General features: G+C 38.3%; 22 protein-coding genes. 9 read left to right on the forward strand and 13 right to left on the reverse strand.

The genetic code is table 11. The annotated features are described in order from the left end of the window. Positions 1 to 3: 3 nt before the first annotated feature. Positions 4 to 915, reverse strand: coding sequence for a DMT family transporter (locus M2419_RS08260; protein WP_259254763.1), 912 nt, complete (start codon positions 913 to 915; stop codon positions 4 to 6). A gap of 35 nt (positions 916 to 950) precedes the next feature. Beyond that, positions 951 to 1,943 (reverse strand): 2-hydroxyacid dehydrogenase, encoded by a 993-nt coding sequence (locus M2419_RS08265; RefSeq protein ID WP_259254764.1) that lies wholly within the window; start codon positions 1,941 to 1,943, stop codon positions 951 to 953. A gap of 178 nt (positions 1,944 to 2,121) precedes the next feature. On the opposite strand from M2419_RS08265, the gene M2419_RS08270 reads away from it, so the two are divergent. The 4 genes from M2419_RS08270 (at position 2,122) to M2419_RS08285 (ending at position 7,026) form a co-directional block, all read left to right on the forward strand. Further along, complete coding sequence (locus M2419_RS08270; RefSeq protein ID WP_153848545.1) at positions 2,122 to 3,201, forward strand: nitronate monooxygenase family protein; 1,080 nt, start codon at positions 2,122 to 2,124, stop codon at positions 3,199 to 3,201. 167 nt (positions 3,202 to 3,368) lie between these two features. Further along, a complete protein-coding gene (locus M2419_RS08275; RefSeq protein ID WP_153848544.1) occupies positions 3,369 to 3,749 on the forward strand; it encodes a PleD family two-component system response regulator in 381 nt (126 codons plus the stop codon). Between the two features lie 252 nt (positions 3,750 to 4,001). Next, positions 4,002 to 6,182: a DUF4838 domain-containing protein gene (locus tag M2419_RS08280; protein ID WP_259254765.1), complete on the forward strand. Its 2,181-nt coding sequence runs from the start codon at positions 4,002 to 4,004 to the stop codon at positions 6,180 to 6,182. Positions 6,183 to 6,309: 127 nt separating this feature from the next. Beyond that, on the forward strand, positions 6,310 to 7,026 hold the full coding sequence (locus tag M2419_RS08285) for an MIP family channel protein (protein WP_153848542.1): 717 nt from the start codon (positions 6,310 to 6,312) through the stop codon (positions 7,024 to 7,026). Between the two features lie 94 nt (positions 7,027 to 7,120). On the opposite strand, the gene M2419_RS08290 is transcribed toward M2419_RS08285, so the two are convergent. After that, positions 7,121 to 8,146 carry a low specificity L-threonine aldolase gene (locus tag M2419_RS08290; RefSeq protein ID WP_153848541.1) on the reverse strand — a complete coding sequence of 342 codons (1,026 nt, stop codon included), beginning with the start codon at positions 8,144 to 8,146 and terminating at the stop codon, positions 7,121 to 7,123. Between the two features lie 260 nt (positions 8,147 to 8,406). Here M2419_RS08290 and M2419_RS08295 point away from each other — a divergent pair, with 260 nt between their 5' ends. Beyond that, a complete protein-coding gene (locus tag M2419_RS08295; RefSeq protein WP_200845516.1) occupies positions 8,407 to 8,925 on the forward strand; it encodes a VOC family protein in 519 nt (172 codons plus the stop codon). Between the two features lie 2 nt (positions 8,926 to 8,927). Here M2419_RS08295 and M2419_RS08300 read toward each other — a convergent pair whose 3' ends face one another. Both M2419_RS08300 and M2419_RS08305 read right to left on the reverse strand, forming a co-directional pair. Further along, positions 8,928 to 9,320: a DUF2809 domain-containing protein gene (locus tag M2419_RS08300; RefSeq protein ID WP_159726611.1), complete on the reverse strand. Its 393-nt coding sequence runs from the start codon at positions 9,318 to 9,320 to the stop codon at positions 8,928 to 8,930. 21 nt (positions 9,321 to 9,341) lie between these two features. Further along, complete coding sequence (locus M2419_RS08305; RefSeq protein ID WP_259254767.1) at positions 9,342 to 9,857, reverse strand: hypothetical protein; 516 nt, start codon at positions 9,855 to 9,857, stop codon at positions 9,342 to 9,344. A gap of 204 nt (positions 9,858 to 10,061) precedes the next feature. On the opposite strand from M2419_RS08305, the gene M2419_RS08310 reads away from it, so the two are divergent. Beyond that, positions 10,062 to 10,778 (forward strand): hypothetical protein, encoded by a 717-nt coding sequence (locus M2419_RS08310; protein WP_259254768.1) that lies wholly within the window; start codon positions 10,062 to 10,064, stop codon positions 10,776 to 10,778. Between the two features lie 19 nt (positions 10,779 to 10,797). On the opposite strand, the gene M2419_RS08315 is transcribed toward M2419_RS08310, so the two are convergent. The 3 genes from M2419_RS08315 to M2419_RS08325 form a co-directional block, all read right to left on the reverse strand. Continuing rightward, positions 10,798 to 12,132: a GH1 family beta-glucosidase gene (locus tag M2419_RS08315; protein WP_153848537.1), complete on the reverse strand. Its 1,335-nt coding sequence runs from the start codon at positions 12,130 to 12,132 to the stop codon at positions 10,798 to 10,800. A 375-nt stretch (positions 12,133 to 12,507) separates the two neighbouring features. Next, positions 12,508 to 13,230 (reverse strand): SIMPL domain-containing protein, encoded by a 723-nt coding sequence (locus M2419_RS08320; protein ID WP_159726619.1) that lies wholly within the window; start codon positions 13,228 to 13,230, stop codon positions 12,508 to 12,510. Positions 13,231 to 13,398: 168 nt separating this feature from the next. Then, on the reverse strand, positions 13,399 to 13,905 hold the full coding sequence (locus tag M2419_RS08325; protein WP_075992714.1) for an RNA polymerase sigma factor: 507 nt from the start codon (positions 13,903 to 13,905) through the stop codon (positions 13,399 to 13,401). 369 nt (positions 13,906 to 14,274) lie between these two features. Here M2419_RS08325 and M2419_RS08330 point away from each other — a divergent pair, with 369 nt between their 5' ends. The 3 genes from M2419_RS08330 (at position 14,275) to M2419_RS08340 (ending at position 17,937) form a co-directional block, all read left to right on the forward strand. After that, a complete protein-coding gene (locus M2419_RS08330; RefSeq protein ID WP_153848535.1) occupies positions 14,275 to 14,985 on the forward strand; it encodes a hypothetical protein in 711 nt (236 codons plus the stop codon). 10 nt (positions 14,986 to 14,995) lie between these two features. Next, entirely contained in the window at positions 14,996 to 15,652 is a 657-nt protein-coding gene (locus tag M2419_RS08335; protein WP_120334324.1) for a response regulator transcription factor, read from the forward strand. A 266-nt stretch (positions 15,653 to 15,918) separates the two neighbouring features. Then, complete coding sequence (locus M2419_RS08340) at positions 15,919 to 17,937, forward strand: glycoside hydrolase family 43 protein (RefSeq protein WP_202883767.1); 2,019 nt, start codon at positions 15,919 to 15,921, stop codon at positions 17,935 to 17,937. 7 nt (positions 17,938 to 17,944) lie between these two features. On the opposite strand, the gene M2419_RS08345 is transcribed toward M2419_RS08340, so the two are convergent. The 5 genes from M2419_RS08345 to M2419_RS08365 all read right to left on the reverse strand — a co-directional run bounded on the left by M2419_RS08345 (position 17,945) and on the right by M2419_RS08365 (position 22,247). Beyond that, positions 17,945 to 18,244 (reverse strand): hypothetical protein, encoded by a 300-nt coding sequence (locus M2419_RS08345; RefSeq protein WP_153848534.1) that lies wholly within the window; start codon positions 18,242 to 18,244, stop codon positions 17,945 to 17,947. A gap of 112 nt (positions 18,245 to 18,356) precedes the next feature. After that, positions 18,357 to 20,525, reverse strand: coding sequence for an ATP-binding protein (locus tag M2419_RS08350; protein ID WP_153848533.1), 2,169 nt, complete (start codon positions 20,523 to 20,525; stop codon positions 18,357 to 18,359). Between the two features lie 163 nt (positions 20,526 to 20,688). After that, complete coding sequence (locus tag M2419_RS08355) at positions 20,689 to 21,315, reverse strand: hypothetical protein (protein WP_153848532.1); 627 nt, start codon at positions 21,313 to 21,315, stop codon at positions 20,689 to 20,691. 6 nt (positions 21,316 to 21,321) lie between these two features. Beyond that, positions 21,322 to 21,474, reverse strand: coding sequence for a hypothetical protein (locus M2419_RS08360; RefSeq protein ID WP_182331993.1), 153 nt, complete (start codon positions 21,472 to 21,474; stop codon positions 21,322 to 21,324). Positions 21,475 to 21,491: 17 nt separating this feature from the next. Further along, a complete protein-coding gene (locus tag M2419_RS08365) occupies positions 21,492 to 22,247 on the reverse strand; it encodes a Ku protein (protein ID WP_153848531.1) in 756 nt (251 codons plus the stop codon). Between the last annotated feature and the right edge of the window lie 70 nt (positions 22,248 to 22,317).

Consider the following 22,317-nt stretch of genomic DNA (forward strand, 5'->3'; position numbering starts at 1 on the left):
CATTTAGCTTATCCCTTTTCGCTCCTCATTTTTGGTGATGCCCAATAAGACGATTGTACCGATGATACAAAAAGTGCCGATCCAGTCTGTTTGTCTAAATGGTGTATTTAACCACAAGACAGCTAATAGGGCTGCCGATAAGGGTTCGGCAGAAGCTAGAAGACTTGTCTTTTGTCCACCAATAAGCTTAACTGCTGTTAGATAAGCATAAAAAGGGATTAGTGTGCCGAAGACTACAATAAAAGCAGTGTAGCTATAGGTATATATATCCCAGATTCCATCAACTTCCCAAGGAGGTTTGACAAAGCAAAAAACGAGACCTCCCAATAGCATTCCCCAACCGATAACTATTGCCGCATTATACTTGTTTAACAAGTGGATTGGTTGTAGTGTATAAAAAGCAAGCGTAACAGCTGACATTAAACCAAAAAATAATGCGAGCGGAGAAATCGACAGAGAACCAAAATTCCCATGTGTGACTAAAAGAAATGTGCCCAGTATAGCTAAAAGTATGGCCAGGCAGGCAACTTTCGAAGGGAATTTTCTCTTGTTCAACGCCATGTAGATTGCGATCAGGACCGGACCTGTATATTGTAGCACTGTTGCGGTAGCAGCGTTGGAATAATTTATGGCGGCAAAATAAGTATATTGGACGGCTAATACACCAAAAATACTGAATAGAAGAAGTGCTAAACTATCTTTACGATGACGCCAAATCTGCCAAATCTCATTTTTCTTGTGTATTCCGGCCAAAAGAAATAATACAATGCCTGTCACAAGCATTCTTACGGTAATAAGCCATTCTACGTTAACTGCCCTTTTCTGAAAAAGAAATTGGCCAAAAGTACCCGATACACCCCAAAGAATAGCCGCCCCGATTGCCAAGAGGAATCCTTTCAAAACATGGTTTTTCATTGTTTTATCCGAAATAAATTTGATACTTAGTCTTGCTATAGCAAGACTTCTGCGTCAGTGCTCCCTTTGGTTGAGAGGTCGGAGATGCTCCGAAGCGTTCTTTGAGAAATTTCTGTTAATGCTTCTGTTGTGAAAAAAGCTTGGTGCGCCGTAACCAAAACATTCGGATAACTCATCAATAATTGTATTGTTTCATCTTCAATAATTGTTGTCGATAAGTCTTTAAAAAACAACTTTTCTTCTTGTTCATAGACGTCAATACCTAATAAGCCAATTTTCCGTTCTTTAAGCGCTTTAATAGCATCATTGGTATTGATTAGATTGCCTCTGCTTGTATTAATAATTGCTACACCATTTTTCATCTTTTCCAATGACTCCCTATTAATGAGATAGTGGTTCTCGGGAGTAAGCGGGCAATGAAGAGAAATAATATCTGATTCTTTGAAGACTTCATCCAACGATCTGTAATTGACACCTTGTGCTGTAAGCTGCTGGTCTGGGTATAAATCATAGGCAATTACATCTGCCCCAAATCCCAATGCGATTTTGATAAAAGCCTTTCCAATTTTTCCAGTACCAATAACGCCAATTTTTTTCTGATGGAGATTAAATCCCAAAAGTCCATTCAATGCAAAATTTTGCTCCCGTACGCGATTATAGGCTTTATGTGTTTTACGATTCAATGTCAATAGCATGGCCATGGTGTGCTCAGCTACCGCTTCAGGGGAATAGGCGGGCACTCGACAAACTTTTATACCAAATTCCCTGGCAGCTTCCAGATCAACGTTATTAAAGCCAGCGCAGCGTAAGGCGATCAGCTCAACACCTTTTTGAGCAAGTACTTCAATAACTTGTCTGTTGAGTTTATCATTGACAAATGCGCAGACTACCTTCTCATCTTCAATAGCATTGACAATGTGTGGACCTAAATGCGTTTCATAAAAATTAAACTGAAAGCCATAGGTGCTGTTTTCTTGCTCAAAGAATAATTTGTCGTATGGTTTTGTCGAAAAGAAAGCGATTTTCATAAAATTGTTTGTTACGTAATAGTATAGTATAAATATACGGTATAAATCGCTTATTTGGAACCGCAATGCAGGATGATTTTCTAGTATTATAGTATAATTTGTTTTAAAATAGCTTAAATTAGAACAATCACATGAAAGCTATTTTAGTTGAATCTTAAGCATATTAATTACTTCCGATATGAAATGGTCAAATCAAATTACACAATTAATAGGTATTGATTATCCGATTATCCAGGCACCCATGTTTGGTGTTACCACACCAGAAATGGTCATTGCAGCATCACGTGCCGGAGCGCTCGGGTCGTTATCGTTGGGTGATCTACCAGCAGAACGCTGTAGTGCGCTTATTCGTTCAACCGCTGCATATGTAAAGAAGCCTTTTGCAGTCAATATTTTTGTAAATCATGTTCCTGAAGTTTCAGCGAATTTGAGGACAGCGTATAATGAAACAAAGGTTTTTGTTGAACAGTTAGCCCTGCAATATGGTTTAGAAGTAGCTTTACCGGAGCTCGATAGCATCCATATTACAGATTACAGGGAACAAATTGACGCGATCATAACCCAACAGTGTAAAGTTGTGAGTTTTACTTTTGGAAATCTGGATGCACAAAGTATAAAACGATTGAAAGACAATGATGTGATGATTATTGGTACATGCACTTCGGTGGCAGAAGCAATTGCTTTGGAAGAAGCTGGTATTGATATGATCTGTGTACAGGGATTAGAAGCTGGGGGACATCGCGGAAGTTTTGAGGAGGCACCTGTTCCTGAGATTGGCGGATTTTCTCTGCTACCACAAGTGAAAGAGCACGTAAACGTTCCGCTTATTTATGCCGGTGGGTTATATAATGCAAGCACGATCCATTCTGCAAAGCTATTAGGTGCCAGTGGTTTTCAGATTGGCAGTTTATTGCTCAAATCTAAAGAAAGCGCACTACTGGACTTTGAGAAAGCGCGTCTTTCTCATGTTCAGGAATCAGATATTGTCTTGACAAGGAGTTTTTCAGGGCGCTATGCCAGAGGTATAAAGAATACATTTATTGAAGCTTTGGACAAGTCGCAATATATCTTACCATATCCCTATCAAAATAAACTCACCGGGGAATTACGAAAAGTAGCCAAAGCCAATAAAAATGTCGATTTTGTAAATATTTGGGCTGGGCAATCGATCCATTCTTACAGTGAACTTTCGACAACAGATATTATGCAAACGTTAATCCGAGAAGTTGAAAATTTGCATACTAGTTTAGTTGTTTAACAATAATATAGAGTCCACCACCTGTCAGTATACTGTCATTTTAATTAAAACCAATAACTAAAATCTTTGTTTAAATTATTTAAATGGTGTTGTAGTGGTTAATCTACAACGAATTTTCTTTTTTTTTCGAACTTTGTATCACTGTGAAAAACTAAAAATCTACGGCTATGGGGAACGAAAAAAAGAGAATTCTTGTTATCGAAGATAATGAGATTCTATTAAGTACAATGCAATTTGTTCTTGTAAGGGAGGGCTATGACCTATTACTTGCCAAATCTGGCAAGGAAGCGCTCTCGTTGGTTTCTGACGAAACCATTGATTTGGTCATAACAGATCTGGCATTACCTTTTGCCAATGGTTACGAAATAATCGATCGCATTCGGAAAAGTAATACGAATAATCAGGTACCTGTTATTATTATTTCCGGTTACCGTGATGATAATAGTATTGTGGAAGGCTTTGAAGTCGGAGCCAATGATTATATTAAAAAGCCTATCTCTCCGTCAGAACTTATATCTCGTGTACGATTAAGAATAGGTCATGCTTAGTAAAACTGAACATATAATCCATTTAATTCGATCTTTTTTTGAATGCGAGGGCTGGCCTATTTAGGAGGTTTTTATCAGGATCAATTAACGCTGGCTGGCAACATCGTATAGACAACTGGGGTTTTACACTCATGGGCGGTTGGAGCTATTACAAAGTTGCTGAAAATAGATTTATGAATCAGTATGACCTAAATCTATCATTAAGGAAATATTTTTAATATGATGTGGAAGTTTATGTTATGTCTATTGTCAATGGTAACGATAGTTCAGGGTAAAGAAAGAATTACATTGGTTAATCAAGGGAAAACGGATTATGTCATTCAAGCGGATGCAAATGATCCTGTTTTACAAAAAGCTGCTGCGGTGATAAACACTTTTACAAAAGAAAGTACAGGTGTAGATTTTGCAATACAAGCGAAAGGCGAGGTCACACATGCCATTATTTTGGAAAAAAGCCCAATAACTAATACGTTTCCTGAAGATAGTTATTCCATACAAGCTGTAGGAAAGAATATTTATATCAAGGGAAGTGGTAAAGGTGTACTATTTGCGGCATATCGTTATGTCAGGGATATTATTGGTGGACGAAAGTGGTATGTAGGTAAAGAAAATACATCTGTTCCAAAATTCACATTCTTAGCAGTGGATTCAGATCTGAAGATTTATTCCAAACCAAATTTTGAGTTTAGAGAGGTTTATTTCCCTGTTGAATTGGATCAGGAGTATATGGATTGGTATGGTTTACATAATTTGGAAGAACGCTGGGGAGATTGGGGGCACACTTTCAGTAAAATATTGCCACCATCAGTTTATTTTAAAGAACATCCTGAGTATTACTCCCTATATGATGGAAAACGCCAACCTATTCAACTTTGTCTATCTAACGAGGACGTTTTTAATCTTACCGTAGCTTATTTTAAACGTAGGATAAGCGAAAACCCCACAGCTACTTATTGGTCTATCGCGGCCAATGACGATATTGGAAGCTGTACTTGCGATCGTTGTCAGGCGATTGATAAACGCGAGGGGGGAGCGCAAGGCTCACTGATTCACTTTGTGAATAGAGTGGCCGCACAATTTCCCGACAAAAAATTTACAACACTGGCGTATTTAGAATCAGCAAACGCCCCAACACACCTCAAGGTTGCCGATAATGTTTCTGTTATATTAAGTAATATCGATGCTTTTAGAAAAAATGACATTGGAAGTGAACCATCAGCAGCAACTTTTCGTAGACAATTAGGAGCTTGGAAAGCTAAAGCCAAACATGTATTTGTATGGGATTATCTGACACAGTTCACCAATTATCTTGCGCCATTTCCGATCCAAGGAACCATGCAGGAAAGTCTACAATATTTGAAAACGCAAGGTGTCGAAGGGGTCTTTTTGCAAGGTGGAGGGGCGACTTATAGTGATATGGCGGAGCTAAATGCCTATATATTGGCTAACCTCGCCTGGGATACGACGCTTTCAGAAGAACAGCTAACCAACGAGTTTATCGAGGGCTATTATGGCAAGGCTGGACCCTTTATTAAAGCATATCTTGCTGAACGAAGAAATCACTTGCCCGGGCCTTCATCAGCTTTATCCATTTACGGAAACCCGATTGATAATAGACATGACTTTTTAAGTCCAGAGGCGATGGATAAGTATAGTACATTATTAGAAAAAGCGGAAATAGCCAGTGAAGGTAGTCCTTTATTGGAATCCCGTGTCAAGCGTATTGGACTTGGGTTGGATTATACCTATTTGCAACAAGCAAGATTTTATGGACCGCATCAACATGGTATATTTGAACAAGAGGGGGAGCGTTGGGTTGTGAGACAAAAGGTGAGTCGTAAAGTAACACAATTTGTTGAAGATGCAAAAAAATTGGGCGTTATAGAGCTTGCCGAAGGTGGTGCATCACCCGATAGTTATGCAAAGGAGTGGTCTGAAATATTCAAAGCCGGGGTTAGAGGAAATAAGGCCTCTGAAGCAAATATTAAGTTGAGATATCCATTTGACCCTTCTTTCCCTGCCAATGGACTAAAAATACTTACAGATAGTGTGCCGGGCTATATGGATTATAGCTATAATTGGTTGCTATGGAACGGGGAGCCGATGGATATTACTTTTGATTTTGAACAGGAAAGGCGAATAGATACCATAACACTTAATTTTCTAAAGGATGCCCGACATTGGATATTTCCACCAAAAGAAATTCGAATTTCGGTATCTATGAATGGAAAAGATTTTCAAGATGTATTTCTCAGTAAGCTTGAATCCGTTGAGGAGGATTACACCTTGGATAAGATACCTTATCAAGTATTATTAAATGACAGTGTTAAAGTGATCCGAGTTTATGCTTCACCTTTGGCAAAACTACCCGAATGGCGGTATCATCCTAAGCGAAAGCCTCTTATAGCCTGTGATGAAATCTGGTTAAATTAATATAGAAAAGCTTATTAACGTTGGTTTTAAAGTGCTGTGGATATTGTTCTACAATAATTTATTTAGCAGTATAATTTTATGCGGAAAATGATTAAATTAGAGTTAACTAAGTTATAAACAGATTCATATGGAAATTAAAACATCTTCAAAATTTATCGCCGAACTAATTGGAACATTTGGTTTGGTGCTTTTTGGTTGCGGTGCAGCTGCTATTGCCGGAGCCAATACGATGGGCGGACTTTCTGGCCTGGGGCTCTTGGGCATTGCTGTTGCTTTCGGCCTATCGGTGGTGGTATTTGCGTACGCGATCGGTGGAATTTCAGGCTGTCATATCAATCCTGCGGTGACGGTGGGTGTATTGTTGGCCGGTAGAATGTCTGTCAAGGATGCTGTCGTATATATTGTCGCTCAGTTTATTGGTGCACTTTTAGGGGCATTTGTCCTTCAGCAGATTTTAAGTGGGCAATTGGCCGGATTTACCGCAGGGGAGTGGGCGTATGGCTCAAACGGTTGGGGTAAAGGATATCAAAACGAGTATGGTACTGCTTCTGCCTTTTTGATTGAAGCCGTGTTAACCTTCATTTTTCTGTTTGTGATACTGGCAACAACCTCGAAGGTAGGCAACAGCACAATGGCTGGGCTTGCAATCGGCTTTACGCTTCTATTGATCCATTTGGTTGCTATTCCTGTAACAGGTACGTCGGTTAATCCTGCTCGTTCATTTGGGCCCGCGATTCTGGCCGGCGGTCAGGCTTTATCGCAGCTTTGGCTCTTTATTGTAGCACCATTAGTAGGGGCAGCTGTAGCAGCAGGCGTATGGAAAGCCCTTGAACCTAAAGACTAGTTTTTTAATTTTATAAGATGCGCCCAATACGTAAGAGATTACCTATTGGGCGCTTTCGTGTATATAAGATTTATTGGCTAGGGCGGAACAATCCCTAGGAATTCAATATATCATTTATAAAGTTAGTAACCTGTTTCTCGTCTGTAGCCCAGGAGGTGATCAAACGAACCGCTGCATAATCTGAATCGATATCCTTCCATATATAAAATTGATAATTTATAAGCAGTGCTTCGATGACCGATTTAGGTAAAATGGGAAAAATCTGATTAGTGGTTGATTCCGTTAGAAAGGAATATCCTTTGTCTTTGATGGCCTTCGCCATACGCATCGCAAGCGAATTAGCTCTTAATGCCAGCTCAAGATACAAATCATCTTGAAATAGCGTTAGAAATTGAATTGAAAGCACTCTGCCTTTGGCGAGCAAGGCGCCTTTCTGTTTGATCGCATAGTCAAAATCTACGGCTAATTCGGGACGGTTAAACACAACTGCCTCACCCAAAAGAGCACCATTTTTTGTTCCTCCAATGTAGAAAACGTCCGTGTATTTAGCGATAGCTGCAAAGGTTAAATCGTTGTTTTCCGCCGTCAAAGCATGACCCAAGCGTGCGCCATCCAAATAAAGTAACAGCTGTTGCTGCTGACAGCATACATATAGCGCTTCCAACTCTGCCAAAGAATATATTGTGCCGATTTCAGTGGAATTAGAAATATAGACTATTCTTGGTTTTACCACATGTGGCGCCAGGGCATGTTCCTTGAGTACCGTAGTAACATCGTTAGGTGTCAATTTTCCATCAGAAGTTTCAACGGTAATGACTTTATGTCCAGTTGCTTCTATAGCACCAGTTTCATTTGCAGATATATGCCCTGTTTTTGCACTGATCACTGCTTCATGGATACGTAAAAGAAAAGATATGACAAGAAGATTTGTTTGTGTGCCACCAGATAAAAAGTGGATAACGGCTTGCTGATTAGCTATCTTTTTCTTCAAAATCGATTTGGCTTCTTTGGAATAGTCATCCTCCCCATAGCCCAATTGCTGTATCAGATTCGTTTCAATAAGCTTATCTAAAATGCGGGGATGTGCCCCTTCTGAATAGTCATTTTTAAAGTTATACATAAATTTATCTATTTAATGCGGATGCTTTATTAAACTCTTTTCCTAGGGTAGGATGTTCGAGTCTTGTGTACGTCAAATGTATACATACAATCTCATTTTTTAACAATCTTAATCTGGAAAAAATTAGGACAAAAGCTATGCGTTTTAAGTACTGATGTTGTAGGATAAGAATGTTTTCTGGAGCACCGTAAATGTTTTGTCAAAACTAATGATTAAATTCGGGAGAGAAGGCAGAATAACTGATTTGTCCTTATTAAATTATGAAAAGAGTCGTATTTGTTGCAAGTATTGTGCTGGCATTTGGAATGGGGTACGCATTTAGTAACCTGAGCCATTTCCATCGATCCACCGAATTGAAAAGGGTAACCGGTATAGGTGGAATTTTCTTCAAGTGTAAAGATCCTAAAAAAGTAAGAGCTTGGTATGCCGATCATTTGGGACTGGCTACAAATTCTTACGGCGCTGTATTTGAGTGGTATCAGGGAGCTGATAGTACGAAAAAGGGATTTACGCAATGGAGTCCTTTTAAAGAGAGCACGGCCTATTTTGGCCCTTCGGAAAAAGATTTTATGATCAATTATCGGGTAGCCAACATTGAGCTTTTAATCGATGAATTGAAGAAGGAGGGAGTTACGGTCCTTGATACGATCGAATCCTTTGACTATGGCAAATTTGCTCATATCATGGATATTGAAGGAAACAAAATAGAGCTTTGGCAGCCCAATGATCTTGCTTATGAAAAGATGGGCATCGATTTGGGGGCCAAAACCACGAAGTAGGTCTATTTAGTTCGTAACGTAGGATCTGTCTTTAACATTTGATAATTAAGATAATCAAGGAATGCAGCTCCGATGGCTCCCAGGCAGTAAGCCGCTAGATCCGACCATAAAAAGCCCTGTCCAAACACGAGCCGCAAAAGCGGATTGCTTCTTACCCAGATTAGTAAAGGATATTGTACAAGCTGTAAAAATTCGATGGCAAAACAAAATACAATTGTCGTCGCAAAAGAAAATAATAACGATTTCCTCGTAAGTAAAAAACGTGATAACCAATAAATCATAACCGCATAAAGTACATCGCCGGTAATGGTAGGAATGGCGGATATTTTCCGTGACAACAAACCCAGGAAGATGGTTAAAGCGACGAAAAGTAGATAATGTATTTTTGGTTTCATCGAAACGAATGTGCTACAGTGTTATTGCCTGAAATATGAGATCGTTTCAACGGGATTACCAAAGATCTTTTTGGTTCCTTTTTTCTGTGTAAATCCAACATGTTGTGCGATTATATTTGCAATGGAGAAAATAACATTCATATCGTTTTGAGGGTGAATAGTGGTAAGTAGTTTTCCATTCTGGTCGAATAGTTGAAGTTGGTTGACCAAGGAACGATTTATTTCCATGGAATGAATTACTTCTAACGGAATCATTTTGTCCTCCTTTCTCGGTTGTTTAATAGATAAGTTATTTTTATCAACTTGTATTTCTATCTTGGGATTGATGAATTGCAATAGTATGACTAGGGGACCGATTACAACGACAGCAACCAATATCCCAAGACCTTTTGCTGAACCAAAATTGTTTACTGCATCGGCTAGTCCGTTTATACCGCCAAAAATTAAACAGCATAGGATAAATACAACAATTAGGTAACCAAATCCAAAGATCAAGCCCTTTTTAACATTATGTGATTTAAATTGAAAGGTATTCATAGCAGTGGCTTCTATTTTTACGCGTTTTTATTTTAGTAAAGATATTTATATTTATGCAATCAGAGCTATCTTAGCGACGGAGATTTTGTTATTTCATTAAAGAAAGCATTGGAAAATATCATTGAAATTAAAAGAACTAATTTTCAGCGGAAGTCAGCATACTTTCAGCTGTTGAATTATGCGCTGTTTTCAATTCTCGGAATTGTGAGTATATTTTGGGATTGGAAAGCCGGTATTGCGCCAATAGTCTGCGTCATTATCTTCTATTTAATCGAGCGGAAAATTGACTTTTGGTCAAATGTTATTTGGTTTATCATCGCTTTTTTACTCCTTTCATTTTCTTTGTCATGGATATTCAGCTTGTCTTTTGGTATATTTATTTTCCAATGTCTATTACTAGCAGCCATTAAGCCTGCTATCGTTATATGGAAAGAAACCAAACAAGAACATACCGATGTGATCTTCGCAATGAGTTCGGAGTATTTTGTATGTTTAAGTCCAGATAACAGTGACTACAAAGGATATGCAATGAATCCTATGGGGTTTAAAAAGCGCTTTCCAATGTCAGCAGTTATTTCAGTTCAACGAGATGGAAATAGTTTAGTTATTGCCTTACAACAGCAGATTGTACGTCCTCGTGAATTGCGTTCAGAAGAAATCGAAATTATTCTCGAATATTTTAGAAAGAATAGACCGGATGTTTTAGCCGCAGTTGAAACAAAAATTATCCGTAAGGAAGAAGACCGAATATATTGGGTCAAGCTTATTGTTATCGGTATTCCATGTATATTGGTTGGACTATCCATCTATTTTTTGGCAGACAACGGAAGGAATACATTGGTCACAATACTTAGTATTGTTGCCGCATTGTTTCTTGGCCTGATTTTATTGAAAATTACAAATTTGATATATCGTTCATAACGATGGAAAAGCCATTTATTTATTTTAAAAAGTCTCCGTACCAATGTCCAGAGGATTTGACGATGCGCTGTTGATTGTTGAAATCAACATAAACTAGTCCAAATCTTGGACGGTATCCTTCAGCCCATTCGAAGTTGTCCATGAATGTCCATACAAAATACCCTTTGACATTTATTCCTTCTTGTTTTGCACGGTAAACCTCCTGTAAAGCTTGTTGTAAATAGCTCAATCTTTTGGGGTCATGCACTAAACCATTTTCAATTTGATCAGGAAATGCTGCGCCATTTTCGGTAACAATTAAAGTGGGGATATTAGGGTAGGCACTAAATTTCTTGAGCATATAATAAATGGAGGCTGGGTAAACTTCCCAGTTCATTTCGGTCATCTCAACTTTGCGCTCTTTCGCCGATACTATCTTCGCTTGAAGATAAGGAACGAACATGGCGTATCGTATAATTTCCCGTGTATAATTTTGTACGCCAATAAAGTCCATATCAAATTTCAGATCTCGCTCATCATTCGCGTGCATATACTTTTCAATTCTACCCAGTATTTTAATCTCTTGCGTTGGATAGCCCATTCCTAGTAGTGGTTCTATAAATAGGCGGTTGAGCAATACATCTGCTTTCTTCGCCGCAACAATGTCTCTGTCTTTCGACGTAAAGGGCTCAACATGGGAGCAAGAAAAAGTCGTTCCTACTTCGCTATTAGGCTGTAAAGACTTAATAATTCGGCCGCCTTGAGCCTGTGCTAATGCAGCATGATGGGCCGCAGCCAAAAAATTGCCCAGACCTTTTCTCTCTGGCGCATGTACACCGAAGAAATAACCTGCAGCAGTAAATACTGTAGGTTCGTTGAGAACCATCCAATGCTTGACCCGGTCCCCGTAGGTTTGCACACATTTGGAAACAAATTCTCCAAACCAATCTTTCACATCACGGTTTACCCAGCCACCTTTCTTTTCTAATGCATGTGGAAGATCCCAATGATATAAGGTAGGCCAAGGCGTTATCCCTAACTCAAGGGATAAATCGATCAAACGATCATAAAAATCCAATCCAGATTGATTTACCTCACCAATGCCAGCAGGAAATATACGACTCCATGATAAAGAGAATCTGTAATTAGGAATATGCATTCCCTGCATCAAATACAGATCCTGGACATAGCGATTGTAAAAATCACAGGCCTCATTACCATGTTGATTTTGAAATATACGGTTTCTTTTCTTGACGAATATATCCCAGATAGAAGGACCTTTTCCATGCAAATCATGTGCTCCTTCAATCTGGTAGGCAGCTGTAGAAACTCCCCAAATAAAATCTTTGCCAAAGGCATCTTTGGTTAATAGCATTTACAAAAATAAAATTATCGGACCTCAATGCCGTTTTTAAAAACAATTAAGTTTTGTGGAATCTTAATGGTGAATAGAATGAACTGAATCGACCTAAAAAGATTCTAAATATAATCCGCTGGAAAAAATAGTTTATCGTTTTCATAATAGATACATTAACTCCGTTGACTACATTAACTATCGCATTATAAAGTAACAAAACTTATATGAACTGGATATAAACTATATGTTAAATATACGAAAAAATAATTTCGATGATCATCGGTAGCTAATTCTTCCGCGTAACGGCTAAGACACTATCCCTCGAGCGTTATTTTTTCATTCAACCATTGAATCGAGTACGCTGGTTGATTGGTGACAGAATCGGTATGGCATCTATTTGATTTCAAATTCTGTAAATATTGTTCTTTTAAATTCTAAAACTTCGGGAGCAATTTTAAAACCTTCACCACCATAGCCCTTATTAAATGTTTCTAAAGCCATCCCTGTTCTGTACTGCGTTGATTCGTTGGATGCGCTTCCATCATTGGACAGAAATAGCAGTTTTCCGATTTTAACATCAGCCCTAGATGCAAGTTTTTTTGCCGATTTTAAAGCATCATCATATGCAATAAGATCTGCTTCTCTTAAAATACTGTCTGCTTTGGAGTGGTCAAATGAGATGGAACCAATTCCACTAATTTTTGTTTCTAACAATTTTCCCGTTAATTCTGTAAATTTCGATAAATCATGTAAAACAAAATCGATTGTTTGCTGTGCTTGATAACCTATAAATTTATTGGTATTACCAATGTATTGATAGTCTTTATTTGCGGATACGCTACTCGTTTTGATATCTTCTTTTTGATGCCCATATTTTTGGAGCAACGCTATTACCGTGTCGACTGTTGCTTGTGTTTCTCGTACCGCGTCTACCATTCTGGGTTTTGTGAAAGTCGTATTGATGGTCAGGGTGACCTGGTCGGGCATGATCCTAATCTTTCCTTCACCACTTACACGAATTCTGTTTTCACTTTCCTTTGATACCGAACCACAAGACGATATTAAAATTATGCTGCTCAAGCATATAAAAAACATTGAGGTTGACTGCTTTTTCATACTATATGATGTTCAAAGTGATATTTTAATTAGTAAGTTTCACCCTAAATATAATAAATATATCCGGAGGTAGAGGCAGCGACTAAAACAATGTCAGCTAAAATAACGGGGTGTAAATTCAAAAAGCAGGCTATAGCCTGCTTTTTGTTCTTGAAATAATACTATTTTTTAATTAATACTTTTTGAGTAAATCTTAAGCTGTTTTTGCAATGACTTTCGTGCCATGTGTATACGTGTTTTCACTGTTCCTTCCGGTATTTGCAAATGCTCTGCAATTTCATAATATTTAAATCCTTCCAAAAACATAGCAAAGGCGTCATAATAGTCTTTCGATAAATTATTGAGCGCATGCTGTATATCAGAAGCAACAAAATTATCTTCTCCGCGGTTGGTTGTTATTTCATTGCGATAACCAGTGCTGATGTATTCACTTCTGTAATTCTCTAACCTTTTGTTACGTGTATATTGATTGATATACGTGTTTTTCATAATGATATAGAGCCAAGACATCAATTTCGGATGTTTCAGGAATTTTTCGATAGATGCTAGCGACCTCACCATGGTCTCTTGAACCAAATCTTCCCGTTCATCCGGATCGTTCGTAAATTGCGCTGCCAAATATTTTAACGTAGGCCTTTTTTCCTTAAACAGTTGATCGATTGTTGTATTTTCCATATTATCAAATTTTAAGTGTCTATCTTTTCTACATTCTCTGCAATTAAGATGCTAGAAAAAACAATTTGGAAGGATGGATTGAGGCAAGTGTTATCAAGCGAGTAGATTTATTTATTATTCTAAATAGTTATTGTACAGTGTTTTGTATAGGTTATTCACTAAGTATATTGGTGCTTTATTTGAACTTTTTTACTTTAACAACAAGTGTTTTCCTGTCTAAATTCCCCCATTTATCTTTTTCTTGCACGTATTTATACGTAGTACTTTAAAGGATACATCTTTTATCTAAATAGGTGTTAATTTTTAAAACTGTTCGTGCCTTGAAGTGGTTATTAGTTACAACATGAAATGGAAAACAATATGGGGGACGTGAACAAAAAACTATATTTTGACCTATCAGATGGACCGAAAGGCCAATCTGAAGGCCTAAAAGATCAGGCGGAGTTAAAGGAGGTATGGGACGGTAGCCAAGAAGATTTTTATAAATCGATTATTAGGAATCAACAGGATGATATCGGAAAAATAGGACGGTATTTTCGCGATGAACTGGCTCAGGAGCTTTACGGAATGCGTATATCGCTTCAGAATTTCACTAATCGTTATGGCGATTTTGAAGAATTACGTTGCCTACGTGATTCATTGACTACCTTAGTTATAGAAATCCGCAATAAAGCGGGATTGCTTTACAATCCCATATTAAATGACCTGGGAATTTTTCACGCCGTTGATGAAGCCGTTGCCAGTTACAAAAAACGATCTGGTTTTATAATTGATACGTTGCTTGACCCTCATTTGCGAGAATTACATCATCAGACGCAAATTCATCTATTTAAATTTCTGACTGCAATGTTTCAATATTTAAATGATGAAATGGCCTCGCAGTCGATCTCAATTTCAGTGCAGGTGATCGAATTTGAAATTCTCGTCAAAGTATCACCTTTTTTTCAACAAGGAGAAGCCTTGTCAGTATCAAAGCCCGAAAACAGACCAATGCGCTTGATGAAGATTGCAGAACTCTACAATGCGCAGATTATGAACGATACGCTTGTGGCAGGTATTTTACTAAAATTGACTATTTAAAAAGATAATAATGATAAAAATCCTATTGGTTGAAGACCACATGGTTGTACGTAACGGAATAAAATTACTATTAGAATCTCAAGAAGGATTTGAAGTCGTTGGCGAAGCGTCGAATGGCAAAGAGGCGCTCGACTTCCTAAGTGCAAATTCTGTTCCTGATATCGTCTTAACGGATATCAGTATGGATGAAATGGACGGCATGGAATTGCTTCAGGTCCTAAACAAACAGTATTCATCTATTAAAGTGGTTATACTATCCATGCTGAATCAGATTAATTATGTCATTGAGGCGTTTGAATCTGGTCTCGCTGGCTATTTGGTCAAAAATGTTGGCTATCACGAATTGCTTTTTGGGTTGAATCATATTGCTAACGGCGGACGGTACATGAGCGAAGAGATCGCCATGATACTTTTAGATCAAGTCCGTTCTGGTCAAAGCTATGCGCAGATCCCAGGAGAATTGCAAACGGATTTTGATATCTCAGAGCGTGAATTGGAAGTGTTAAAATTGATTGCGGAAGGCTACACGAATGTCGAAATTGCAGATAAGATTTTTTTAAGTAAGCGTACTGTTGAGGGCCATCGTCAGAACCTCATAGACAAAGCGGGAGTAAAAAACACGGCACATCTGGTTAAGTTTGCTTTTGAAAGAGGAATTTTGAATTAGAGAAAATTTTCCTGACAAATGATCAGGGAAATTTTGATACGTATAGGTAGTGTCAGTATGCTGGTGTATATATCTTAATGTTTTCGGATAGAACAAGTCTGGAAATTAAATTGGTTTGTGGGAATTGAAAAGGAATGCATTTCGATAATTTTATCAGGAGATTTTTAATTTGATACAAATTGATATTCAATTGATACAATTTACCTCCAGTCTTAGCAAATATTTATTCAATTTTAGGCTTTCACCTATATGATGTATTATAATCAATGAACAAAATATATTTGCTGCCTATTGCTCTCTTGCTGTTTTTTGTCCAAAGGACATTTGCGCAAACTACAAACAAAGATCAGATTGAAAATGTGCACACGCCAACAAATGACATTTTTCAAGCGGATCCGACCATATTCTATCACAAAGGAAATTATTACCTCTATGGTACGAATGGTGATCAGCATGAACAGCAGGGCTTTAAAGTATACCAGTCCAAGGATTTAGATTCCTGGGTAAGTCCGGAGGGAGTTAATTCAGGTTTTGCGGCTGTAAAGGGCGATATATTTGGATCAAAAGGGTTTTGGGCACCGCAAGTATGGTTTGAGAATGGTAAGTTTTATATGGCTTACACAGCCGATGAGCATATTGCAATCGCAGTCGGTGATGCTCCAACGGGTCCTTTTAAGCAAACAGCTAAAGTGCCAATTGCTACCGGACAAAAGCAAATTGATCCGTTTGTATTCCGCGATAAAGATGGAAAAAAATACCTATTTCATGTAAGGTTAAAGGAAGGGAATAGAATTTTTGTGGCGGAGCTGAAGTCAGATTATTCCGGAATAAAGGAAGAAACGCTGAAAGAATGTCTCCATGCAGAACTTCCCTGGGAAAATACGGCAAATGCCGAGTGGACAGTAAGTGAAGGTCCCACCGTCATTCGAGAGGGAAAATATTATTATATGTTCTATTCGGCAAATGATTTTCGGAATAAGGACTACGCTGTGGGGGTTGCTATCGCTGAAAATATTTATGGACCCTGGAAAAAACTGGAAGGTCAACCTGCATTAAGCCGTAAAAATAGCGGGTTTGCCGGAACTGGACATGGCGACATTTTCAAAAAAGGAAAGCAATGGTATTACGTCTGTCATACACATTTTTCAGATGAAAAAGTTGCACCTCGGCGGACAGCCATAGTACCGATTCAATTTGTGGCAAATAGCAACGGTGTCTTGGCTCCCCAATTCGACACTGCAAAGTTTCGATTTTTAAGCACGGATCAACGATCGAGGCAACCTAGAAAATCCTATCAAACAGATGTAGCCTTTGGTGATCCTTTTATTGTATTCGATCCACCTTCGGATCAATACTATTTATATGGAACCGGCGGGACTAAAAATGGATTTATAGCCTATAGTTCCAAAGATCTAAAGACATGGAAAAAGGAGGGAAAAGTATACGATGCCAAACAGCCGAATGGTTGGGGGGAAAAGGATTTCTGGGCTCCTGAAGTCTATCGTGTGAATAACAAATATTACATGTATTATAGTGCTCATTGGAAAGAAAATCCCAAAAAACACCTAGAAAACTATCGTATAGGAGTTGCAGTGGCGGATAGTCCATTGGGGCCATTTAAAGATCTGACCGGGAAACCTATTTTTGATCCTGGATATCCCATCATTGACGCGAATGTTTTTAGAGATAAAGACCATAGAAATTATCTGTTCTATTCACGCTGCTGCTACGAACATCCTGTGGAATCAGAAATTGCAACTTGGGCGGAGAAGAAACTTGGCTATAAAAATATTGAAGAAAGCTGGGTTTACGGAGTCGAATTGGATAGCAGTATGACGAAGGTGATTGGGAATCCGGTTCTTTTAATGCGCCCCCCAGTTACGATGAACGACGCACAATCAGAATGGGAAAGTAGATCAGTTACTTCAGGTGAGGTCAATAGACGATGGACAGAAGGTTCTTTTTTGGTCAAAGAAAACGGATTATACTACATGATGTATTCGGCCAATTATTTTGCAGGAGCCAATTATGCTGTTGGCTACGCAACAGCAACTGCTCCTTTGGGAAGCTATCAAAAATCGGCATCTAATCCGATCATTGAAAAGAATACCAATAGAGGTGGAGTGGTTTCGGGTACTGGGCATAATAGTTTATTTCAGGACAAGGAGGGAAAAATCCGCTGTGTATATCATGGCCGCACCCTAAAAACGGGAGATCAGCGTATCGTTTTTATTAGCGATGTTTTTTTTGATGAAAAAGGACAGTTGAATATCTTTACAGATTGACCTAGGGTCAATCTGTCTTTTTGGATATGGTCCGATTTTCTACATTTTCGTCCCAGTTAGCGGTAGACTTCTTTCCAGGGCTTATACTGCTTCTTGGCTGCGGATTTTTATGTGTGTAGTTGATATTCTCCTCTTCTTCAGGATCGGTTTCATCTATATCTGGTTCAGGATGTTCGATGGGATCAGTGTCATTTGGATCGGGAATAGTACGTTCCCCGAACAATCCTTTACGATACCAGATGTTACTAAAATAATAGGCAATAATTAAACCTCGTTTTACTACTGCATGTTGCAATATCTCTTCCATTTTCAATTTTTTTTTAAGTGATAAGATCCTTTTTATTGGATGATATACTCTCCTTAAATGAACAACGTTAGATGGAAAATAGTTTGAAAGAGTTCAGGATTTGAAACAAAGATCAATCGAGTAACATTTGCTCAGGAAATGGCTTAACAATAGGGAAGTAGAGATGGACAACGGTGCCTATACCAACCTCTGATTCAATTTCTATACTTCCTCCCAATCGTTCCATTATCCGTTTCACCAGCGAAAGCCCAATGCCCGTACCAGGTATTGAACCCACATTGTCGGCTCTGGTAAACATTTCGTAAATATGAGGCAGGTGGTCACTTGGTATGCCAATACCGTTATCCTTGATCTGATAATGGGTATAATCGTCTTCCTCGGAACTATCTATTGTCACTAAAGGCCTGTCTGCCTGTGCAGAATATTTTATTGCGTTAACAATTAAATTTGAAAAAATTTGATACGCGGCACTTTTTTCGCCCCAAATTGGTAATAGGGTACCAAAAGTGGGTTGGCAATTATTGACGTTATATAAAATGCTGTTTTCTTGAAATATGCGCTGAATTGTATAGGCCATAGGAAGTGGTTCCTTGTCTAAAACGCTGGAACGGTGCTGGCTCAACTGGACCATATTGTTGATAATATCTTCAATGTTTGTAACGCTTCTGCTGAAATTCTGGTACCACTTATTGATTTTTGTAAAATCAATATTGTCGGAGTGCTGCTGTAGAAACTGTATGCCCATTTTTAGGATGGACAAAGGATTTTTTAAATCATGAGAGAGGGTATGTGTAAACATTTCCAACTCATTGTTCAAAATCAGCAGCTCTTCATTTAGCAACTGACGTTCCTTTAGTTTTGCAAAAATGGATTCCTTGATAATCTGATTCAGACGAAGGACAAAATTGATTTCAGCATCATTCCAAGGTTTGGCAACGTCATAGCGCATATCTTCCCATATTTTGAGCTGCTTGTTTTCATGCGGCTCATTTTTCAGCTCCATCTGCATCACCTGATTGCGGTTTTCCTTTCTAAACCAAACCAGGTAATAATCGTTTTCCAAGCCAACCTTTAGATACATGAGACCCGCAAAATCAAGTTTATCGTTAAAGTTATCCTGATGATTCAGCCGAAAGTTATAATCTTTGAAGAGGGCTTTATCGGTATGTTTTTGCAGGAATTGAATGATTTCATAAAATTGTGCTTTCTGCGGAGAATGACCATAGTTAAAGACATCGCCCTGATTAAATATGGCCAATCCATCTGCATTGACCAGCTGGGTAAGGATATCCATATGCTGTATCAAAGCACAATTCACCATTTTATTTTCAGAAAGGCTCCTTTTTAACTCTTCTTCAGCGAGTTTAAGAAGCTCCGTTCTTTCCAACAGATTTTGTTTGACATGGCTCTCATACTTGCTGGTGGCTGCCTGGATGGCAAACGTACATAGTTTTCGCTGCTGCAGATCGACCACCCGCTCTTCATCATTCTGTGCGACCACAAGACCCCAAAAGTCATCATCGATACAGATTCTAAAAAACAAGGCGCTTTGTACATTTATCTTTTTTAAAAAAAGCCGATGAAGTTCAGGTAAAGGTGATAATAAGCTCGAGACCGGATCAATTCCTTCGTCAGTATAGTAGAATTCTTGTCCATCAATATTAATATTGGGAGCATATCGATATGAATAGCTCCGATAGTACGACAAGACTTCTTCAGGCATGAAATCTTTCGAGAATTCCATTCCTTTGAAATGGGCTTGTCCATCTGCTGTATGTTCCGCAATCACGGAACTATATCCCGTTTCCTGAACCTGCAAAACGAAAACCCGATCGTAATTCAGTAATTTGTTGATGGCGGAACAAACACGGTCCCAATTATTCGGTTGAATAGTATCTAGCAAAAAATTAAGCTCATTTATTTTTTTTGCGGCAATGTATTTTTTGTGTTGTTGTTCCCACTCGATATAGAAGTATTCATCGTGTCTTCGCAATTTTACGTAAACACGTTCTTTTCTCATTTTAATGGGTAAAATATGGCGCGACTGCCTGTTTTCAAGTAGATCAGTTACTGCATTTTTGATTTTGGATAACGCTTCACCGAATGTATTGCTAAAGCTATCAAAGAAATGAGTTCCTAATAAGTTCTCTTTGGCGTCGTGATCATTTACGACAGATTCGGTTACCCCAACGACATTAAAATGTCGATCTAAGATGACCAGACTGCCAAAAGATTGAAGCGTAATGATGGTTTGATTGTTAGATTGAAATGTATGATTCATAATACCCCAAAACTTCTTATGATATACATAAATATACAAAAAAAATTACGACAACATAGATCGAATCTTTGATAACAGAACGTTATAAATTTATAAAATTGCCTTATTGGGTTCTTTTTACTTTGAAATTAAAGTCCGGCCAATTTCCGTTCGGCAGAAGGAACTAATGCTGAACATTAAACTCTTTGGCGATTGCATGGGCCATCCCTTTAAGAAGTGATTTCCATTGTGGGTAAGATGCCCCCATTTTAGCTGCTAGACCAATGAAATAATTCCTGACATTATCACTCATATTCTCATTGTCGACATTGATGATCTCGTTTCTTCCGGCGTACTGGAACAAAATACTATTCCTCCGTTGTTCGATCAGAAAGGTTGAAGATGAAATCCCTTCAAAAAAATGAGCTGTATTTTTATCCCCAGGATGGCTTGGATCGGGGCAAGGTTTTAATGTTATCGCAAAAACACTATAATCGTCCGTTTTGTCTGAAATGAGGCTGACAACATTCACCCAATCATAACCATCACTACTTGGAAGTCCCGGTCCTGGAATATTGAGTCGGATATAATCATGTAATTCGAGTAAACTATCAATTGGAGTACCATAACCCGCCGTTAATTGAAACACAGTGGCAGGTATCTGAGCGAGTTCATACCAATGGTTGACCTTTCTAAGATTGTTTATAGCCGAAACATAGGCTAAATTGGCAATAGCTTTACTTGGAAACTCGAGGGATTCAAAGCAATCCAGGTGCTTGCCTTCTTTCTGTTCCGGTATGATATTCTTCATCTTATTTCACTTCTTATGCTTAAAATATTTAATTTCTTGCTCGTGTTTTTTTGCCTCCTCAAGGGTATCAAATGTACCCAGATTCCGACGTCGGTTCGTTTCTTTATCAGGATGCTTGGCATATATTCGATATTGACCTGATTTTAGTTTACGTATCATGGCACAGGGTGTTTTGTTTAACCTAGGCTTGCTTTAAGTTTTGCAAGCAAATCATCCGCTTTTGTATGCTCTACCTTCATTTTTCGTATGGTAGGACGTTTACCTTTATCTTTTTGTTTGATTATTTTGAGGAGCTCGTTCATATATTCGTTTTTATAGCTACTGATATCGAAGGATGTGCTGTGTTGCTCGATCAGCTGTGTAGCCATATCCATTTCTGCTTTTTGAATTTTAATTGCAGTAGGTAACTTAAGCTCATCAAGTGCTCTGATTTCCTGTTGATAACGTATTTTATTCAAAACCAATGCATTCTGATAGGGCTTTATAAGGGTTAGGTGTTCTACATTTCGCATGACGAACGACCCTAAGCCCGCCATTTTAGTTTTTTCTAATGCTTTGAGCAATAACTGATAGGCTTTTTCTCCACCTTTCTGTGGCTCCAGATAGTAGGGCGTTTCAAAATATATACTGTCTACATCCATCAGTTTGACAAAAGCATGGAGATTGATAAGTTTAGTCTTTTCCGGACTTGCGTCTTCAAAATCCGCATCTTCCAGCACGACATAATGGTCTTTCATGAAATACCCTTTAACAATATTATCCCATTTTACCTCTTTGCCGGTTTGTTCATTTACCCGCTTGAATTTAATATTGGATAGATCATTTCGATCAAGCATATCCAGATCTAAGGCAGCACTCTCTGTTGCACTATATATTTTAATTGGGATATTGACCAAACCAAAACCAATAGCCCCCGTCCAAATTGCTCGCATAAGTAATCTATTAATTGCTAATAAGATAACCTTGGTAATGCTCAAATGGTTTGAAATTTAATAAAATGCC

This window comes from Sphingobacterium sp. BIGb0116 (assembly GCF_024808035.1).
Lineage (GTDB): Bacteria > Bacteroidota > Bacteroidia > Sphingobacteriales > Sphingobacteriaceae > Sphingobacterium > Sphingobacterium paramultivorum.

Bases quoted from the DNA above. Each gene is read 5' to 3' on its own strand.
- M2419_RS08260 (WP_259254763.1), bottom strand. From the start codon at position 915: ATGAAAAACCATGTTTTGAAAGGATTCCTCTTGGCAATCGGGGCGGCT.
- M2419_RS08265 (WP_259254764.1), bottom strand. From the start codon at position 1,943: ATGAAAATCGCTTTCTTTTCGACAAAACCATACGACAAATTATTCTTT.
- M2419_RS08270 (WP_153848545.1), top strand. From the start codon at position 2,122: ATGAAATGGTCAAATCAAATTACACAATTAATAGGTATTGATTATCCG.
- M2419_RS08275 (WP_153848544.1), top strand. From the start codon at position 3,369: ATGGGGAACGAAAAAAAGAGAATTCTTGTTATCGAAGATAATGAGATT.
- M2419_RS08280 (WP_259254765.1), top strand. From the start codon at position 4,002: ATGGTAACGATAGTTCAGGGTAAAGAAAGAATTACATTGGTTAATCAA.
- M2419_RS08285 (WP_153848542.1), top strand. From the start codon at position 6,310: ATGGAAATTAAAACATCTTCAAAATTTATCGCCGAACTAATTGGAACA.
- M2419_RS08290 (WP_153848541.1), bottom strand. From the start codon at position 8,146: ATGTATAACTTTAAAAATGACTATTCAGAAGGGGCACATCCCCGCATT.
- M2419_RS08295 (WP_200845516.1), top strand. From the start codon at position 8,407: ATGAAAAGAGTCGTATTTGTTGCAAGTATTGTGCTGGCATTTGGAATG.
- M2419_RS08300 (WP_159726611.1), bottom strand. From the start codon at position 9,320: ATGAAACCAAAAATACATTATCTACTTTTCGTCGCTTTAACCATCTTC.
- M2419_RS08305 (WP_259254767.1), bottom strand. From the start codon at position 9,857: ATGAATACCTTTCAATTTAAATCACATAATGTTAAAAAGGGCTTGATC.
- M2419_RS08315 (WP_153848537.1), bottom strand. From the start codon at position 12,132: ATGCTATTAACCAAAGATGCCTTTGGCAAAGATTTTATTTGGGGAGTT.
- M2419_RS08320 (WP_159726619.1), bottom strand. From the start codon at position 13,230: ATGAAAAAGCAGTCAACCTCAATGTTTTTTATATGCTTGAGCAGCATA.
- M2419_RS08325 (WP_075992714.1), bottom strand. From the start codon at position 13,905: ATGGAAAATACAACAATCGATCAACTGTTTAAGGAAAAAAGGCCTACG.
- M2419_RS08335 (WP_120334324.1), top strand. From the start codon at position 14,996: ATGATAAAAATCCTATTGGTTGAAGACCACATGGTTGTACGTAACGGA.
- M2419_RS08340 (WP_202883767.1), top strand. From the start codon at position 15,919: ATGAACAAAATATATTTGCTGCCTATTGCTCTCTTGCTGTTTTTTGTC.
- M2419_RS08345 (WP_153848534.1), bottom strand. From the start codon at position 18,244: ATGGAAGAGATATTGCAACATGCAGTAGTAAAACGAGGTTTAATTATT.
- M2419_RS08350 (WP_153848533.1), bottom strand. From the start codon at position 20,525: ATGAATCATACATTTCAATCTAACAATCAAACCATCATTACGCTTCAA.
- M2419_RS08355 (WP_153848532.1), bottom strand. From the start codon at position 21,315: ATGAAGAATATCATACCGGAACAGAAAGAAGGCAAGCACCTGGATTGC.
- M2419_RS08360 (WP_182331993.1), bottom strand. From the start codon at position 21,474: ATGATACGTAAACTAAAATCAGGTCAATATCGAATATATGCCAAGCAT.
- M2419_RS08365 (WP_153848531.1), bottom strand. From the start codon at position 22,247: ATGCGAGCAATTTGGACGGGGGCTATTGGTTTTGGTTTGGTCAATATC.